This is a genomic window from Deinococcus indicus (genome assembly GCF_002198095.1).
GTDB lineage: Bacteria > Deinococcota > Deinococci > Deinococcales > Deinococcaceae > Deinococcus > Deinococcus caeni.
Genome location: NZ_NHMK01000022.1, coordinates 156,984 through 174,869, shown reverse-complemented (window position 1 = coordinate 174,869; position 17,886 = coordinate 156,984). Strand labels below are relative to the sequence as shown.

At 68.8% G+C, this 17,886-nt stretch carries 16 protein-coding genes; 12 read left to right on the top strand and 4 right to left on the bottom strand.

Features of this window, described 5'->3' with window-relative positions:
- The 12 genes from pstS to CBQ26_RS14955 all read left to right on the top strand — a co-directional run.
- Positions 1-919, top strand: a 919-nt coding sequence (pstS, locus tag CBQ26_RS15010) for a phosphate ABC transporter substrate-binding protein PstS (protein WP_088249447.1), incomplete at its 5' end; no start/stop codon positions are given.
- Between the two features lie 309 nt (positions 920-1,228).
- On the top strand, positions 1,229-2,245 hold the full coding sequence (pstC, locus tag CBQ26_RS15005) for a phosphate ABC transporter permease subunit PstC (RefSeq protein WP_088249446.1): 1,017 nt from the start codon (positions 1,229-1,231) through the stop codon (positions 2,243-2,245).
- Positions 2,246-2,310: 65 nt separating this feature from the next.
- On the top strand, positions 2,311-3,105 hold the full coding sequence (gene pstA / locus CBQ26_RS15000) for a phosphate ABC transporter permease PstA (RefSeq protein WP_088249456.1): 795 nt from the start codon (positions 2,311-2,313) through the stop codon (positions 3,103-3,105).
- Positions 3,106-3,135: 30 nt separating this feature from the next.
- Entirely contained in the window at positions 3,136-3,894 is a 759-nt protein-coding gene (gene pstB / locus CBQ26_RS14995) for a phosphate ABC transporter ATP-binding protein PstB (protein ID WP_088249445.1), read from the top strand.
- A gap of 6 nt (positions 3,895-3,900) precedes the next feature.
- The gene (locus CBQ26_RS14990; protein ID WP_229844158.1) at positions 3,901-4,485 is read left to right on the top strand and encodes a PhoU domain-containing protein; all 585 of its coding nucleotides are present in this window, start codon (positions 3,901-3,903) and stop codon (positions 4,483-4,485) included.
- A gap of 384 nt (positions 4,486-4,869) precedes the next feature.
- On the top strand, positions 4,870-5,445 hold the full coding sequence (locus CBQ26_RS14985) for a TerD family protein (RefSeq protein ID WP_088249444.1): 576 nt from the start codon (positions 4,870-4,872) through the stop codon (positions 5,443-5,445).
- Between the two features lie 125 nt (positions 5,446-5,570).
- Positions 5,571-6,824 (top strand): TerD family protein, encoded by a 1,254-nt coding sequence (locus CBQ26_RS14980; RefSeq protein WP_088249443.1) that lies wholly within the window; start codon positions 5,571-5,573, stop codon positions 6,822-6,824.
- On the top strand, positions 6,821-8,095 hold the full coding sequence (locus CBQ26_RS14975) for a VWA domain-containing protein (protein WP_088249454.1): 1,275 nt from the start codon (positions 6,821-6,823) through the stop codon (positions 8,093-8,095). The genes CBQ26_RS14980 and CBQ26_RS14975 overlap by 4 nt, the downstream gene beginning before the upstream one ends.
- A gap of 122 nt (positions 8,096-8,217) precedes the next feature.
- Positions 8,218-8,799 (top strand): TerD family protein, encoded by a 582-nt coding sequence (locus tag CBQ26_RS14970; RefSeq protein WP_088249442.1) that lies wholly within the window; start codon positions 8,218-8,220, stop codon positions 8,797-8,799.
- Positions 8,800-8,889: 90 nt separating this feature from the next.
- Positions 8,890-9,465: a TerD family protein gene (locus CBQ26_RS14965; RefSeq protein ID WP_088249441.1), complete on the top strand. Its 576-nt coding sequence runs from the start codon at positions 8,890-8,892 to the stop codon at positions 9,463-9,465.
- 407 nt (positions 9,466-9,872) lie between these two features.
- Complete coding sequence (locus CBQ26_RS14960; protein ID WP_088249440.1) at positions 9,873-10,922, top strand: DUF475 domain-containing protein; 1,050 nt, start codon at positions 9,873-9,875, stop codon at positions 10,920-10,922.
- 91 nt (positions 10,923-11,013) lie between these two features.
- Entirely contained in the window at positions 11,014-11,517 is a 504-nt protein-coding gene (locus CBQ26_RS14955) for a hypothetical protein (RefSeq protein ID WP_088249439.1), read from the top strand.
- Between the two features lie 159 nt (positions 11,518-11,676).
- Here the strand turns inward: CBQ26_RS14955 and CBQ26_RS14950 are convergent, their stop codons facing one another.
- The 4 genes from CBQ26_RS14950 to CBQ26_RS14935 form a co-directional block, all read right to left on the bottom strand.
- On the bottom strand, positions 11,677-13,485 hold the full coding sequence (locus CBQ26_RS14950) for a right-handed parallel beta-helix repeat-containing protein (protein ID WP_172418116.1): 1,809 nt from the start codon (positions 13,483-13,485) through the stop codon (positions 11,677-11,679).
- Positions 13,486-14,181: 696 nt separating this feature from the next.
- Positions 14,182-15,858 carry a tyrosine-protein kinase domain-containing protein gene (locus CBQ26_RS14945; protein ID WP_088249437.1) on the bottom strand — a complete coding sequence of 559 codons (1,677 nt, stop codon included), beginning with the start codon at positions 15,856-15,858 and terminating at the stop codon, positions 14,182-14,184.
- A complete protein-coding gene (locus CBQ26_RS14940) occupies positions 15,855-17,222 on the bottom strand; it encodes an O-antigen ligase family protein (protein ID WP_088249436.1) in 1,368 nt (455 codons plus the stop codon). Before CBQ26_RS14940 ends, CBQ26_RS14945 begins: the two co-directional genes overlap by 4 nt.
- Entirely contained in the window at positions 17,219-17,881 is a 663-nt protein-coding gene (locus CBQ26_RS14935; protein WP_088249435.1) for a tetratricopeptide repeat protein, read from the bottom strand. Before CBQ26_RS14935 ends, CBQ26_RS14940 begins: the two co-directional genes overlap by 4 nt.
- Between the last annotated feature and the right edge of the window lie 5 nt (positions 17,882-17,886).

Sequence of the window (17,886 nt, the reverse complement as noted above, 5' to 3'; positions counted from 1 at the left end):
GATGTTCGCCGAGTACAAGGGCGACACCGGCGTCACCGTCAACTACCAGAGCGTCGGCAGCGGCGCCGGCCAGAAACAGATCACCGAACGCACCGTCGACTTCGCCGGCAGCGACAACCCCATGAGCGACGACGCCATGAAGGCCGCCCCCGGCAAGCTCCTGCACGTCCCCACCGCCATCGGCGCCGTCGTGCCCTCCTACAACCTCCCCGGCGTCACCACGCCCCTCAAGTTCACCGGGAAGGTCCTGGCCGACATCTACCTCGGCAAGATCAAAACCTGGAACGACAAGGCCATCACCGCCCTGAACCCCGGCGTCAGCATTCCCCCGCTGCCCATCACGGTCGCTCGCCGCAGCGACGGCTCCGGCACGACGTTCGTGTTCAGCGACTACCTGAGCAAGGTCAGCACCGAGTGGAAAAGCAAGGTCGGCACCGGCAACAGCCTGAACTGGCCGGTCGGGACCGGCGCGCGCGGGAACGACGGCGTGGCCGGCGTGGTCAAGAGCACGCCCGGCGCGATCGGGTACGTGGAACTGGTGTACGCCAAGCAGAACAAACTGCCCTTCGGGAGCGTGCAGAACCGCGCCGGGAAGTTCATCACGGCCGACCATGAACCCGCCGCGCTGGCCGCCAAGGGTGTCGTGATGCCCGCCGACACGCGGGTGAGCATCACGAACAGCGCGAACCCCGAGTCGTACCCGATCGCGAGCTTCACGTACGTGATCTTCTACCAGGAGCAGAAGTACGGCAACCGCACCCTGGCGCAGGCGCAGGCGCTGAAGAAACTGCTGACGTGGATGGTGACGACCGGCCAGCAGTACAACGAGCCGCTGGATTACTCCAAGCTGCCCAGCAACGCGGCCAGCAAGGCCAAATCCATCATCGCCAGCATGACCTTCGACGGCAAGAAGTTCTGATCCGGACTCCGATTGAATGGGCTTTACAGCCCATTCAATCGGAGCGAAGCGAGTAAGAGCAACACGGGTTCCGGACGTGGAGCCGGCCATCCGGTGAAGTTCCGGATTGTTGGCGAAACAGACGGAACCCGTATAATCCGGCGGGGTGCCTCACCGCACCCCTACCGTGAACGCGGCGGCCCTCCCTGAACGGGGGAGGCCGCCGCGTTCCGTCACGCCCATCAGCCCGGCCCGGACGACGCGCCTGACGCGGGGCTGACGAACGCCGTGTGAACTGAGCGGCAAACGCCCCGGAGGGGTCACGAAACCATGAGCGAACCAACCCAGTCCAGCCCCACCCGACCGCCCACGCCGTCCGCGCTGTCCAGCCGCAGCGACCGGCAGTTCGAGATCCTGATCCTGGCGCTCGCCTCGGTCATCGTGCTCGTCTTCGTGCTCAGCATCTACCTGCTGGGCAGCGAATCCTGGCCGGCCCTGCAACGCTTCGGACTGGAGTTCTTCACGCAGCGCACCTGGAACCCCGTCGAGGGCGTGTTCGGCGCGGTCGCCATGATCACCGGCACCCTGGTCACCAGCCTCGTGGCGCTCGCCATCAGCGTGCCGCTCGCCATCGCCAGCGCCCTGTTCGTCGCCGAGTACGCTCCGAAATGGCTGGCCAACCCGGTCGGGTACCTGATCGAACTGCTGGCCGCCGTGCCCAGCGTCGTGTACGGCCTGTGGGCGCTGTTCGTGATCGCCCCGGTCCTGAGCCGCTGGGAGCAGGGCTTCTTCCAGGACCCCGCCCGGCTGGCGCTGTACACCTCCTGCAAGAACCTCTGGGACAGCGGCTCGACCACCCTGCAGTGCTTCTTCGTGCCCAGCACCTTCGACGGGCGCGGGCTGGCGCTGGCGATCATCATCCTGACCGTCATGATCCTGCCGTACACCGCCTCGGTCGCGCGTGACGTGATCCGCCTCGTCCCGCAGGAGCAGCGCGAGGCGATGTACGCGCTGGGCGCCACCAAGTGGGAAGTCATCTCGCGCGCCATCCTGCCGTACGCCCGCGCCGGCATCATGGGCGGCGTGATCCTCGCGCTCGGCCGTGCGCTCGGCGAGACGCTGGCCGTCGCGATGGTCATCGGGGACAGCCAGGACGTCCTCAAGAGCCTGTTCGGCGGGGCCAGCACCATGGCCTCCGTGATCGCCAACCAGTTCGGTGACGCGCAGGAAGCCCTGCACCGCTCCTCGGTCGTCACGCTGGGCCTGACCCTGTTCTTCCTGAGCGTCATCGTGAACTACGTCGCTCGCCTGATCATCGCCCGCCTGACCCCCAAGGGAATCCAGTGACCACCTCCGTCCGCACCGCCGCGCCCGCCGGGCGCACCCTGAGCCCCGCCCGCCGGTTCCAGAACATGCTGATGGGCGGCCTGATCCTGCTCGCCACCCTGCTGGTCGTCGCGCCCCTGATTCTGATCTTCTTCTACCTGATCCGCGAGGGCCTGGGCGCCATCAACCTCGACTTCTTCACCAAGGTCCCCGCCCCGGAAGGCGAGACGGGCGGCGGCCTCGCCAACGCCATCCTGGGCAGCGTCCAGATGCTCGCCATGGCCAGCGTGATCGGCGTGCTCGTCGGCGTGTCCGGCGGGATCTTCCTTTCCGAGTACCCCCGCCACCCGCTGATGCCGACCGTCCGCATGATCAGCGACGTGCTGGCCGGCATTCCCGCCATCGTGATGGGTCTGGTCGTGTACAGCCTGATCGTGCTGCAATTCGGCTTCTCGGGCTTCGCCGGTTCGATGGCCCTGGGTTTCCTGATGATGCCCATCGTGGTCCGCACCACCGAGGAAGTCCTGAAGCTTGTGCCGCAGACCGTCCGCGAGGCCGGACTGGCGCTGGGCCTGCCCAAGTGGCTGGTCACGCTGCGCATCGTCCTGCCCGCCGCCGCCGGCGGGATCGTGACCGGCGTGATGCTGGCCCTGGCGCGCGTGGCCGGCGAGGCCGCCCCGCTGCTGTTCACCGCCTTCGGCAACAGCGCCATCAACCTCGACCCCAGCAAACCCATGAGCGCCCTGCCGCTCGAGATCTATCGCGGCGCCACCAGCGCCTACGACGAGAACCAGCGCCTCGCCAAGGCCGGCGCGCTGCTGCTGATCACCCTGATCTTCCTGACCAGCCTGCTGGCCCGCCGCGCCAGCCGCCGCAAGTAACCCCCCCCGACAACCCAAGGAGCCCTGCCCATGACCCCCATCCTCAGTGCCAAGAACGTCAACATCTACTACGGCGACAAGCAGGCCGTCAGGGCCGTCGACCTCGACGTGCAGCGCGGCACCGTCAACGCCCTGATCGGCCCCAGCGGCTGCGGCAAGACCACCTTCCTGCGCGCCATCAACCGCATGCATGACCTCACGCCCGGCGCGCGCGTCGAGGGCACCATCCTGCTCGACGGGCAGGACGTGTACGGCAGCGGCGTGGACCCCGTGAACATGCGCCGCCGCGTCGGGATGGTCTTCCAGAAACCCAACCCCTTCCCCACCATGAGCGTGTTCGACAACGTCGTGTCCGGCCTGAAACTCGCCGGCATCCGTGACCAGAAACGCCTGATGGAGATCGCCGAACGCTCCCTGCGCGGCGCGGCCCTCTGGGAAGAAGTCAAGGACCGCCTCAAGACCCCCGCGACCGGCCTGAGCGGCGGGCAGCAGCAGCGCCTGTGCATCGCCCGCGCCCTGGCCGTCGAACCGGAAATCCTGCTGATGGACGAACCTACCAGCGCCCTGGACCCCGCCAGCACCGCCAAGATCGAGGACCTGATGAGCGACCTGAAGAAGGTCACGACCATCGTGATCGTCACGCACAACATGCACCAGGCGGCCCGCGTGAGCGACACCACCAGCTTCTTCCTGAACGGCGACCTCGTCGAGCACGGCGTGACCGACCAGATCTTCACCAGCCCGCGCGACGAACGCACCGAGGCGTACGTCACCGGCCGTTTCGGCTGAGGCGCCGTGACCGTCCGCCTCGACGAGCAGCTCGGCGCCGTGCGCGGCCACTTCCTGAGCATGCAGGACCACCTCGTCGCGCAGCTGCGCCGGCTGGGTGACCGGCGGGACCCCGCGCAACTGGTTCAGGACGTGCAGGCGCTCGACCGGCAGATCGACGAGGCGGAACGCGCCGCCGTGCAGGGCGTCCTGCGGCTGCTGGCGTTGCAGGCGCCGGTCGCGCGGGACCTGCGCCTGACCGTGCTGATCCTGCAGAGCACCCCGGACCTGGAACGCGCCGGCGACTACGCCCGGCACCTGTCGCGCACGCCGGACCTGACCGGCCCGGAGGGCGCCCTGGCGCTGGGCGACCTGACCCGCATGGCCGCCACGCTGCGCGCCGCGAGCCTGCCGGGCGACGCAGCGCTGGCCGCGCAGGTCCGGGCACTCGACGCCCGCGTGGACGCCCGCTTCGAGGCGGCGACCGCCGAGCTGATTGCCCGCCCCGGCGGTCCGGACGCCCTGAGCGCCGCCGCGTGGTGGCGCAGCGCCGAGCGGCTGGGCGACCACCTGAAGAACGTGGCCGTGAGGCTGGAGACCCTGTACGCCTGAGCGGAACCGTCGGTCCACGCCCGGAACCCGTTTTCTCCGCCTCTGAGGAGCAGCTCTTCGAGTCGCGTCCGCTCGGACCCAGCGGGCTTTGCAGCCCATTCCATCGGAGTCCGTCTCAACTCCGTCACATCTGACCTTGAGCTGGGCTTTAGATTTCGTGCTTGGCGCGTCCGGCGGGAACTCCGGACATCAGAATCCCGTAAGAGTCGGTGGTGCCAGCATCAGCGGCGCCGCACGGTCCGGCCGGATACGCTCCGGCGGAGCGGGCCGGAGCGCGGGCCTGTACACTCGGGAGGCACCCTGCTCCCAGCGCACACCGTCCGCGAACACCCGATTCCATTCAACGCGCCCGCCGCAGACGCGGGCCGCACCCAGGAGGACAGCATGGCCGTATCACTTTCCAAAGGCGGTAACGTTTCACTTTCCAAGGAAGCTCCGGGCCTCAGCGCCATCACCATCGGTCTGGGCTGGGACCCCCGCGCCACCGACGGTCAGCAGTTCGACCTCGACGGCACCGTGTTCCTGCTGAACGCCGGCGGCAAGGTCCGCAGCGACAGCGACTTCATCTTCTACAACAACAAGACCAGCAGTGACGGCAGCGTCACGCACGCCGGTGACAACACCACCGGCCAGGGCGACGGCGACGACGAGACCGTCGAAGTGAACCTCGCGGGCGTCCCCGCCGACGTGGACAAGATCGCCGTGTGCGTGACCATCCACGAGGCCGACACCCGTGGCCAGAACTTCGGTCAGGTCAGCAAGGCGTACATCCGCATCATGAACAAGGCCGGCGGCGCCGAGATCGCCCGCTACGACCTGTCCGAGGACGCCAGCACCGACACCGCCATGATCTTCGGCGAGGTCTACCGCAACGGCGCCGACTGGAAGTTCCGCGCGGTCGGTCAGGGCTACGCCGGGGGCCTCGCGCCGCTGGCCCGCAACTTCGGCGTGAACGTCTGAACACCTGAACGGTGGCGGGGCGTTCCTCGCCCGTTCATGAGTCTGCCCGTCCACCCAGACCACCCCCGGAGGGAGGGCCGCCACCGGTTCTCCCTCCGCTCTCCTTGATTCCCGGAGACCCGCCGATGCTGACCTTCCAGACGGGCCAGAAAGCCCGCCTCGCCGACCTGGGGGCCGGGACCACGCTGAGCGTCACGGCCCGCGTGACCGGCCCCGCCCCGGAATACGACCTGATCCTGTTCGGCCTGGACGCCCAGGACCGCCTGAGCGACGACCGCTACATGATCTTCTACAACCAGCCCCGCTCGCCCGAGGGCGCGCTGAACATGCAGGGCGGCGCGCGCGGCGAGAAGACCTTCACCGCCGACCTGAACGCCCTGCCTGCCAGCGTGCGCCGCCTGAGTCTGGCCGCCACGGTGGACGGCGGCGCGACCTTCGCGCAGATCGACCACGCCGAGGTGACCGTGCACCTGGACGGCGCGCCGGTCGCCACGTACCGCGTGACCGGCCGGGACTTCCAGGCGCAGCGGGCCGTGATGCTGCTCGACGTGTACCACAAGGACGTCTGGCGCGCCTGGGCGGTCGGGCAGGGCTTCAACGGCGGCCTGGACGCCCTGGTGCGCCACTACGGCGGCGAGGTGGCCGACACGCCCGCCGCGCGCCCACCCGCGCCACCCACGCCGGCCCCGGCTCCCACACCGTCCGCTGCGCCGGCTCCGGCACCTGGGGGCCTGAACTTCAACCGCGAGCGGCCCCGCGCCGAACCGGCCCCCCCCGCCGCGCCGCCGACCCCGCCGGTCAGCCTGCAGAAGATCACGCTGGACAAACCTGGCCAGAGTGCCCGCCTGTCCCTGCGCAAGGGCGGCGGCAGCGACCCCATCCGCGTGAACCTCAACTGGAACCGGGGCGGCGGGTTCCTGCGGTCCAGCACCGACCTGGACCTGGGCTGCATGTATGTCCTGAACGACGGGGAACGAGGCGTGATCCAGGCGCTCGGGAACCGTTTCGGGTCCGAGCGGCTCGAGCCGTTCATCCTGCTCGACAAAGACGACCGCACCGGCGCCGCCACTGACGGCGAGAACCTCACCATCCACCGCCCGGACCTGATCCACACAGTCCTGATCTTCGCGTTTATCTATCAGGGCACCAGCGACTTCACCCGCGTGGGCGGCCGGCTGACCATGAAAGACCCGCGCGGCAACGAGATCAGCGTGAACCTCAGCAACCCGGACATGCGCCGCACCTTCTGCGCCATCGCGCAGATCGAGAATCACGGAGGCGAAATCCAGATCACCAAGGAAGAACGCTACTTCACCGGACACAAGGACTGCGACGAGCACTACGGCTTCGGATTCCAGTGGTCGGCGGGCAGCAAGTGACGGCCCTCCAGGCGGGGCAGCGCGTGCCCCTGGCGGACCTGAACCTGGACCCGGCGGCGCTGGACGTGCAGGTTCACTGCACGCTGCCCGGCACCGACGTGACCGCCTTCGGCCTTCAGGACGGGCGGCTGGCCGACGACCGTTACATGGTCTTCTACAACCAGCCCGCCAGTCCGGGGGGCGAGGTGCGCCTGACCGGGCAGGGGGAACGCACCGCCTTCACGCTGAACCTGAACGCCCTGCCCGCCAGTGTCACCGAGGTCGTGCTGGCCGCCACACACGACACTCAACCGGTGGCGCAGGCGGGCACGCTGACCGTCACGGTGGGCGGCGCTGCGGGCGGCGGGAGCTTCGACGTGAAACCGCACCTGCGCGCCGAGAAGGCCGTCATGCTGGTGCGCTTCTACCGTCACGGCGGCGCGTGGAGGCTGGCGACGGTCGCGCAGGGCTTCGACGGTGGCCTGGACGCCCTGGTGCGGCACTTCGGGGGCGAGGTGGCCGCCGACAGCCCCGCCCTGGCCTCTGACCCGACCCCGCCGGCACCCGCCGCGCCCGTCAACCTCCGCAAGGAGCGTCAGCGGGTGCTGCTGGACAAGGCGCAGGCCACGCAGCCGCACCTGGTTAACCTGATCAAGACCGCGAACGTCAGCCTGGAAAAACGCGGGCTGGGCGAGGCGCTGTACCGCGTGAACCTCGTGCTGGACATCAGCGGCAGCATGAGCCGCGAGTACCGCAGCGGCGCCGTGCAGGACCTCGCCGAACGCGCCCTGGCCCTCGCCGCCCGCCTCGACGACGACGGGCTGGTGGACGTGTACCTGTTCGGGGTCAAGGCCCACCGCGCCGGGAGCCTCTCGCTGGACAACGCGCGCGGCTTCGTGGACCGCCTGAACGTGAAACTGGAGGGCGGCACGCACTACAGCCCGGTCATGCAGCTCGTCCGCGAGGACGCCCGCGCCGCCGGGAATACCCTGCCCACGCTGGTGCTGTTCATCACGGACGGCGGCAGCAGCAACCGCGACGCCGTGATCCGCCAGATGACCGACTCGTCCCGCGAACCGATCTTCTGGAAGTTCATGGGCATCGACCAGGGCGGTGTGAACTTCGACTTCCTGGAGAAACTCGACGACCTGCGCGGCCGCGCCGTCGACAACGCCGACTTCTTCAGCGTCCCGGCACCCATCACCACCCCCGACCCGCAGCTGTTCGAGCTGCTGGTCAACGAACTCGACAGCTGGCAGCGCTCGGCCCAGGCGGCCGGCATCCTGCGCTGACCCGGCCCACGCGCCCCCGTCGTGCGCGGACCGGGCGCACCTGCCCACCGGCACGCGCGGCGCATCCGGTAGATTCACCCTGACCGCCCCCCCTCCCTCATTCCCCCTCAAGGAGTACCGACATGCCCATCTCACTGCAAAAAGGCCAGCAGATCAGCCTCGCCAAGGAAGCCGGACCCAGCCTCCAGACCGTCCGCATGGGCCTCGGCTGGGACGCCATCAAGAAGAAGGGCTTCCTGGGCTTCGGCGGCGGCAGCGTCGACGTGGACCTCGACGCGAACGCCCTGATGTTCGACGCGTCCGGCCAGCTGGTCGACGCCGTGTGGTTCCGCCAGCTTCAGAGCAAGGACGGCAGCGTCCGCCACAGCGGCGACAACCGCACGGGCGCCGGTGACGGCGACGACGAGACCATCACCGTGGACCTGACCCGCCTGCCCGCCAGCGTGCAGACCGTCGTGTTCAGCGTCAACAACTACACCGGCCAGAACTTCAGTCAGGTCGACAACGCCTACTGCCGCCTCGTGAACACCCAGGGCGACAAGGAAATCGCGCGCTTCAACCTCAGCGTGCAGGGCGACCACACCGCCATGATCCTCGCCAGCCTCAAGCGCAGCGGCAACGACTGGACCATGACGGCCATCGGCACCTCCTCGCGCGGGCGCACGTACACCGACAACCTCCCCGACATCCGCCCCCACCTGTAAGACGGACTCCGGCGGAATGGGCTGCAAAGCCCGTTCAGGCCGGGCGAATCCGTACAGACCCTTCCCCCTCACGCAAAGGACGGTACCCTCATGGCTCTTTCCCTCCAGAAAGGCGGCAACATCTCCCTGAGCAAGCAGGACGCCAACCTGCAACGCATCCTCGTGGGGCTCGGCTGGGATCCACGCAGCACCGACGGTCAGGCCTTCGACCTGGACGCCAGCGCCTTCCTGCTGACCGCCGCCGGACGCGTGCGCGGCGACCACGACTTCATCTTCTACAACCAGCTGCGCAGCGCCGAGGGCAGCGTCGAACACACCGGCGACAACCGCACGGGCGTCGGCGACGGTGACGACGAGAGCATCCGCGTGGACCTCACCAGGATCCCGGCGGACATCGAGAAGATCGCCGTGGCCGTCACCATCGATCAGGCCGACGCGCGCCGCCAGAACTTCGGGCAGGTGGGCGGCGCATTCATCCGCATCCTGAACGAGGACAACAGCCAGGAACTCACCCGCTACGACCTGGGCGAGGACTTCAGCACCGAGACGGCCGTCATCTTCGGCGAGATCTACCGCTACGGCGGCGAATGGAAATTCCGCGCCGTTGGGCAGGGTTTCGCCGGCGGCCTGGGCCCGATGGCCCGCAACTACGGCGTGAACGTCTGATACGGACTCCGATTGAAAGGGTTGCAAAGTCCTTTCAATCCGAGCGGATGCGACTCGTAGAGCTGCCCCGCAGAGGAGAAGAAAAACGGGTTCCGGGCGTGGAGCGGGCAGATCGGTGGTGTTCCCATCTGTCGGCGAAACAGACGGCAGTCCGTCTGAACCCGGACGCGGCCCACGTCCGCACCCGGCTCCGCTTCCGCCCGGATAGAGCGGTCTGTCCACGCCACTCAACCTGATTCCTCATGGGCCAGCACCCCTCGCGCTGACAGCCGCGCAGTATGCTGACCTGACCTCCGGCCGGCCGTGAACGCTCACGCCCCCGGCCGGAATCGTCTGATCCGTCCCTTCCGCCCACATTCGGGGGCCGTACCACCCTGGTCCGCGCCCCGACAGGAGTTCAACAGGTCATGAAAACCCTCCGTGAGTTCTTCGGCTTCTCCATTCTCGTCACCGTCGTGTGCCTCGTGGTCGCGGCGTGGGACGGGTACGTCCGTGGGGGCAGCACCTGGACGGCCCTCGCCAACGCCCTGATCATCGCCGTGCTGCTGGGCGTGCTGGAAGTCAGCCTGTCCTTCGACAACGCCGTCGTGAACGCCAGCGTCCTGCGCACCATGAGCGAGAAGTGGCAGCGCCGCTTCCTGACCTGGGGCATCCTGATCGCCGTGTTCGGCATGCGCTTCATCTTCCCGATCGTGATCGTGGCCGCGACCTCGGGCCTGGGCATGATCGAGGTGGTCCGCGCCGCCTTCGGTGAACCCGAGTTCTACGCCCAGCAGCTGGAAAAGGCGCACGTGTCCATCAGCGCCTTCGGCGGCGCGTTCCTGATGATGGTGTTCCTGAAGTACTTCATGGACCCCGACAAGGAAGAGCACTGGCTCCAGCGCACCGAGGGGGTCCTTGCCCGCATCGGCAAGCTGGACACCGTGCAGGCCGTGATCGTCGGCACGCTGCTGCTGGTCATCACGCAGTACTTCGTGGCGCCCGAGGAGAAACTCCAGGCCCTGAGCGCCGGCTTCATCGGCCTGCTGGTCTACCTCGTCATGGACGCCATCGGCAACCTGTTCGAGGCGGACAACGTGACCGCCAAGGCCGGGGCCGCCGGCTTCAGCGCTTTCATGTACCTGGAAATCCTGGACGCCAGCTTCAGCCTCGACGGCGTGATCGGCGCGTTCGCCCTGACGACCGACATCGTGCTGATCGCCGCCGGTCTGACCATCGGCGCGATCTTCGTGCGCTCGCTGACCATCATGATGGTCAAGAAAGGCACCCTGGAAGCCTACCGGTTCCTGGAACACGGCGCGCACTACGGCATCGGCGCGCTGGCGATCATCATGCTGATCAGCATGAACCGCGACGTGCACATCCCCGAAGTCATCACGGGCCTGATCGGCGCGGGCTTCATCGTGGTGGCCGTGATCGCCAGCCTCCGCGCGAACAAACGCGACCTGCCCGCCTGATCCCTCCCGCATACCGGACCGGCACTCCCCTGTGGGTGCCGGTTTTTGCGTCTGCGCCGCTGGGCTATAGTGGAAGCAGAGGTGACCCCGCGTGAGCGAACAGAACGAACCCAGCCTGATCGGCGCCGTGCAGGCCTGGCAGGCCACGCAACTCACCCAGGAAGACGTCGTGACCCGCTTCACGGCGCTGCCCCGCGACGAGGGCCACGTGGTCCGTCAGGCCATCACGGACCTCCTGGCCCTGCCTGACATCACCACCACGGCGGCCGCCCCCAGCGCCGACTCCGCCCCCGCCACCGACGCGTGGCGGGCCGAACTGATGGCCGGCCGCGCCCGCGCCTGGAACTCACCGGACCCCGCCGGGCTGCTCGTCGGCCCGACCGTCCTGATCCTCACGGACGGCCAGCGTGGCGTCGTCGTCAGCGCCGGCGGCACCCGCGCCCTGAGCAGCAGCGTCAGCGCCTCGCTGCTGCTGCTGTGCCAGACCATCGTCATGGCCCAGAACGCCCTGAACGAACGCGAGATGGGCACCCTGCGTCAGCAGCGCATCGAATCCGCCTCCACCTCCATGTCCGAGATCGACATCATCTCCTGATACGGACTCCGGTTGAATGGGGTGCAAAGTCCATTCAACCGGAGTCCGTATGAGCAGCGCAGGGCCGGATGCGGCGCTCGGGCGTGGCTGGCCGGGCCGGGCGACAGGACAGCGGAAGTGCCCCGCATTGGGGGCACTTCCGTCAGGTGTCTCTGGCGCTCAGGGGTTGACGGTGACGCCGGAACCGGCCACGACCGTGCGTTTGTAGGTGCTGGCGAAGGTGTTCTGGGAGATGACGCCCCGGTTCCCGCTGTTCGCCGCGTAGATGCCCACGTCCGGGCCGGTCAGGGTGTTGCCGGTCAGGTTGGCCTGGGTGCCGGTGTCGAACAGCACGGTGATGTTGGCGCCGCCCGTCAGTTCCGGGTTGCCGGTCAGGTTGATGTTCGTGCCGCCCAGGACGGCCGCGTACGTCTTGGCCTCGACCCGGTTGTCCGTGACGTTCAGTTTGTCGGCGTTGAGGCGCAGGCCGGTCTTGACGCCGCGGATCCGGTTGCCCTGCACGGTGATGTCGGTCGAGCGGGGGCCACTGCCGTAGGTGTTGACGCGGATGCCGTCCTCGTCCTGCGTGCCGCTCGTGCTGGTCGGTCCCGTGACGGTGTTGTTGCGGATGCTGCCGCCCAGTGTGGACTGCATCAGGATGCTGCCGCTGCCGTCGTACGACCAGCCGTTGTAGCCGCTGATGGTGTTGCCCTCGATGACGGCGTTGCTGACGACGTTGACGCCGCTCGGCGGATGGGGCATGACCTTGATGCCGTCCTTGCCGAAGGTCCGGATGGTGTTGTTGCGGTACGTGACGTTGCTGACGGCCTCGGTCTTGGTGGCGGTGTCGCTGATGTCGGTGATGGTGTTGCCCTCGGCGTGGAAGCCGGTGCCGACCGTGGCGAGGATGCCGATGCCGCCGTAGGTCAGGTTGTTCGGAGCCCCGTTGCCCTGCACGGTGTTGCGCAGCAGGCGGACGTTGTCGCTCTTGGAAGACCAGATGCCGTGGCGGGTGCTGTGCGCGAATTTCGAATCCTGGACCGTGACGTTCTGGGAGGACACGATGGTCAGGCCGTTGGTGGGGGCGCGGCCGACCGTGGCGTTCTGCAGGGTGACGTTCTGGCTGCTCGCGATGCGGACCCCGTCAATGTCGACGCTGGAGTTGGTGCTGTCCGTGCGGTGGCCCGTGACGGTCAGGCCGTCCACGACGAGGTCACGGGCGTTCTTGATGTACAGGACCGCGTTGTCGCCCTGGCGGACGAACGAGGCACTGGCCTGGACGATCGCTCCGGCGCCGGTCAGTTTCTGGCTGCTGGCCCCGTCGACAGTCACGACCGAGCCGACGAGGTACGTGCCGGCCGGGAAGTGAATGTTCTTGCCGCGGGTGGCGAGGGCGCGGCGCAGGGCGGCCGTGTCGTCGGTGCGGCCGTCGCCACGCGCGCCGAAATCCTTCACGCTGACCGAGTCGCCCGGCACGGGGGTCGGGGTGGGCGCCGGAGCAGGGGTGGGGGTCGGGGCGGGTGCCGGCGCGACCGGCTGCGTCGCGGTCGCTGTGCGGGGCGTGAGGATCAGGTGGTCGATCACCGCGTTGCGGTCCCGGCCCGGCCCGCCGTACGCGTCGTTGATGAAGGTGACGGAGACGACGTCGCCGGCCGTCAGCTGGAACGTGCCGACCGTGCTGTCGCTGTAGGTGGCGCTGGAGAGGGTCGCCCGGCCCACTTCCTTGCCGTTGATACGGACCGTGACGATGGGGGCGCCGTTGTACAGGACGCCACGGGCGCGGAGTTTCAGTTCGTGCTGTCCGGCGGTCACGGCGCTGCCCAGCTTGAACGCGACGGTGCTGCCGTTGCTGAGCAGGTTCACGGCCTTGCTGCCGCTGGCATTGGGGTCGGTGATGACCTCGCCGCCGGTGGGGGCGCCGGGTTCGACCACTCCCTGGGGCTGGAGGTCCAGGGTGTCGGTGGTCAGTTCGGCCGTTTCGGCTTCCACGGTCGTGACGGTGACCGTCGGGGCCCCTTCGGACGGTTGCGCGGCAGCGGGTGCCGACTGTGAGCAGCTCGCGAGGAGCCCGGCGGTGATCAGAAGGAGGAGGGACTGGTGAGGGTTGATAGATTTCATGGCGATAACCTTATTTGACGGCTACTTACCACTCTCTAACGGGTCCCATAAATTAATTTACCCGCGAGAATGTAAGATTTCTGTTACGTTCTTTTTCTGTAAGAATGTTTCCTGTAGGAAACGACACGTAAAGAAATAGCCAGAGAGTGGAAAAGTTCATCCACTGCTGTGGCGCACAGGGGTGGGAATCAGTCTATTCAGGTCTAGACTCAGTGCAGAAATATAGGAGGCATTTCCATGAGGATCATTGAGGGGTTGTGTGTCTAAAAGATCGCGCTGCAATGTTTGTCCCCACCGGGCGCATACTTTTCAGGCTCATCTTCCGTGTGAAACAATTGCCTCTGTCCTGCTTTATGTAAAAATCTGCACAAAAAAACATGCTGACAGAAAAGGACGGACTCCCCGGATGAGAAGTCCGTCCTCTTCAGATAGCGTTGTGCAAATTCCGATTGAATGGTTTGTAATACGAATTCCGTCTGTTTCCTTGACAGTCCGGCGATGTTCCGTAGTGCCGCCGCGATGTTCAGGCGTGTTGGAGCAACTTCTCAGGACACCCGAACATCGCGGTCAGAACTTCATCTCCTTCGTGTCGGCCCGGTAGAGCGGCACGGACGGCCGCTGCGTGTAGCCGTAGCCGTAGCGGGTGGTGCGTTCACGGGGATTGACCTTGTTCAGCACCACGCCCAGCACGTTCGCGTTCGCGAGCACCAGCGCGTCCAGCAGGCGCTGAACGCCGCCCATGGTGGCCCGGTCGGCGGCCAGGACGATCAGGACGCCGTCCACGTAGGGGGCCAGCATCAACGGGTCCGCCACGGCCAGGGCGGGCGGGCAGTCGACCAGAATCAGGTCATACCGGCCGCGCCACCCGGCGACCGCGTGCCGGAACGCCACGCTCGACAGGAAGCCCGGATCGTGGCTGGCGGGCCGCGGAGAGATCAGGTGCAGGTTCTCCCGCAGGCGCCGCGCCTGCGCCCGGTCCGGGTGTTGCAGCGCGCCGAGCAGGTCGCGGGCCTCCTCACCCGGCAGCGGGTCCGCGCCGGGCAGGTTAACCCACTCGGCGGCGTGCGCCGCCATCTGCCACAGGCCCACCTGCGACGGGCGGCGCAGGTCCGCGTCGATCACCAGGACGCGCTCTCCGCTCGCGGCGCGTGCATCGGCAATGGAGGCCGTCATGCTCGACTTGCCGTCCCCGCTGAACAGTGAGGTGACCATCACGATGGGCGCGCCGTCCGGATGATCCGGCAGGACGTTGCGGATCCCGGCGGACAGGAACCCGACGCTGTCCGAGTAGCGGCCCAGCCGCAGCGCGACCAGCAGCGACCGGCCCCGGCGGGGAAGGCGAAGCCGCGGCACCTCGCCCATCAGCCGCAGCCGCAGCTCCTTGAGGTCCCGGTCAGAACCCACGCGGCGGTTCAGGGACGCCCGGACCATCACGCCGGCGCTGAGCAGCACCAGGACGAACGCGCCGACCAGCACCGCGTTGCGGGTGGGTTTCGGCGCGATGGGCCGGCTGGGCACGGCGGCGGGCGCCACGATCGTGAGCGAGCCGACCACGGCCTTCTCCAGCGCCAGCAGGCGGTTCAGGGCGTCCAGGCGGTCCGAGCGCTGGGTCAGGAGGGTCTGGCGCAGGCTGGAGGGCGTCCGGGTGTCCGCGCCGGTCTGCGCGATCCGCCGCTCGATGTCGGTCAGTTGCAGCCGCAGCACGTCGGCGGCGGCCGTGACCTTCACGAGGCCCCGCTGCGTATCCCAGGCGAGCAGGGCGTTCCCGGCCAGGTTGGCCAGTTTCGCCGCGACGCGCGGGTTCTCGTGCAGGGCGCTGAGCAGGAACGTGCCGTTGCCGTACAGGTCCGACTGCCCGGCGATGGTCAGTGTCTCGCCCTTGCCGGTCGAGATGGCCTGGTTCAGGTCCGCAGCCAGCCGCGCCCGTTCGGCGGGCGTCAGCTCCCGGATCTCGCTCAGGCGGTCGCGGACCACGCCCTGCACGTTCTGGCTGTTCAGGGCGCCCTTGATCGCGCCGGGCGGCAGGGGCGGCGCGCTGACCAGCGTGTCGTTCACGCGCTGATTGCCCGTCTGCGATCCGGCCGAGAGGATCATCGTCTCGGCCCGGTACAGCGGCGTCTGCTCCCGGAACGCGAAGTACGTGCCGGTGCCGGCCAGCGCCGCGAGCAGCACGATCAGCCACGCGGCGCGCCGCAGCGCCCCGAACGAACGGGTCAGGTCCAGGTCTTCACCGGTGGGTGTCATGGCCGCTTCACCTCCCGTGTCAGGCGGTGCATGTGGGCACCCTGACGGTCCTGCACGCCGGACACAGCCGCGCCCATCAGCAGCCACGCCCAGGCGACCGTGCCCGGCACGACCGTGGCGTTGCCGTCCCAGATCCCGGCGATCCACAGCGGCAGCAGGCCGCACAGCGCGGCGACCGCCAGGGGGTCCATCCGCCGTCCGTCCCGCAGCGCCCGCAGCGGCGTCCACAGCGTCAGCAGCAGGATCAGCAGGTACAGCGTGACTCCGGCGCGCCCGTGCTCTGCGGCCATCTGGTAGTAGTCGTTGTGCGCGTAGTTCACGAACCCGAAGGCGTGATCGTTGCTGCCCGTCGCCTGGGCCGGGCGGTACTGCGGGGCCACGTGAACGAAGTTGCCCGGCCCGACCCCCAGCACCCCGGCGTTCGCCGCGACCTGCCGGTCGATGGTCCACAGCGCCTGACGTTCCTGCAGGAACCGGCCCACGCTCTTGGTCTGGGTGCCGCCCATCAGCCGGTCCAGGCGGCGCTGCCCGTCGGCGCTGCCCAGCAGCCACGCGCCGGTCCCCGCGCCCAGCAGCAGGACGCTCAGGGCGGCCGCCCCGTCCCAGCGGCGCCAGCGCCACAGCGCGGCCGAGACCGCCAGTCCCAGCGCCAGCAGCGCGGTCGGCAGGCTGGAGGAATGCGTGAAGGCCAGCGACACGGTCAGGATCACGGCCGACACCCCACCGACTGCCCGGAGTGCCAGCCGGGACCGGCGCCGCCAGCTGGCGTGACCGCCGGTCGTCAGGCCCCACACGGCCACCGGCAGGGCCAGGGTCACGAACCCGGCGTAGTGGCTGGGATGGTAGTACAGACCCGTCGCGGCGGCCGGATCGGCCCGCAGCGTGAAGCCGCCGGTCAGGCGCTGCCACACCACGGCGGCGGCCATGACACCCACGACGCCGCACAGCAGCGCCCCGAACCGCGCGCGGACGAGCGGACCCGTGAGCAGGGCGCGCGCACTCAGGCCCAGCAGCAGCGCCCCGATCAGCAGCGCCCCCTGCTGCTGCGCCCCGAACGACTCCTGCGCCCGCAGGGCACCCAGCAGGATCCAGACGATCAGGGCCAGAGTGACGCCGCCCCACACGCCGGGCCGCGCGGGAACCTCGCCCCGCGCGGCGGCCTGCGTGAAGGTCAGGACCGTCACGGCCGTCAGCAGCATCAGCCCGGCGCGGCCCCCGTCGAAGGCGCTGCCTTGCGCCAGCGGCCCCCACGCGGCCGCGCCCGCCAGCGACAGCAGCGCCGCCTGCCGCCAGTGGGACCGGACGGCCACGCCGGCCAGCCCCGTCCCGCCGGGCGTGGCCGTCACCGTGACCCGGCCCGTCACCGCTCACCCACTGCGGGCGGGGCGGGGGGCGCCAGCCGGCGTTCGGCGTCCTGCGAGTACTCGTTCGCGTCGATGCGGGCGGCCGCGCGGTACTGTTCGAGCGCCGCGTCCGGCTGCCCGCCGGCTTCCAGCGCCTGCGCGAACGCGACCCGCAGGCCGGGACTGTGGGGGTCGCGGGCCAGCGCGTTCCGGTACTCGTCCATGGCGTTGCCCGCCTGACCGGCGACCAGGAAGGTGCGGGCCCGCTCGGTGCGGGGGACGGCGCTCTGCGGGTTCAGCGAGGCGGCGCGGGCGTACGCGCTCAGGGCCAGCGCCAGCTGCTCGGGGCGCTGCTGGAAGACCCAGGCCGAGCGGGCGGTGAGGGCCAGGTCCGACCAGCCTTCCCAGGCGTGCGGCGTGAACCGCAGCGCCCGTTGCAGGCGCTGCGTGGCCAGGTCGTACTGTCCCTGCTCGCGCGCCAGCTGCGCCTGCGTGCGCGCCTGCCCGAGCACGAAGCCCTGCGCGGCACTCAGGCACAGCGCCGCGCCCGTCAGGACGCCGGCGGCGCTCAGGAGGAGGGAGGTGACGTGACTGGGAACTCCCAGTGCCGCCCGGACGTCCGGTGACGGTGCAAGAGAGTGACTGGTCGCGGCACGGTCCGGGAAACCGGGAGTGGCCACGGCCC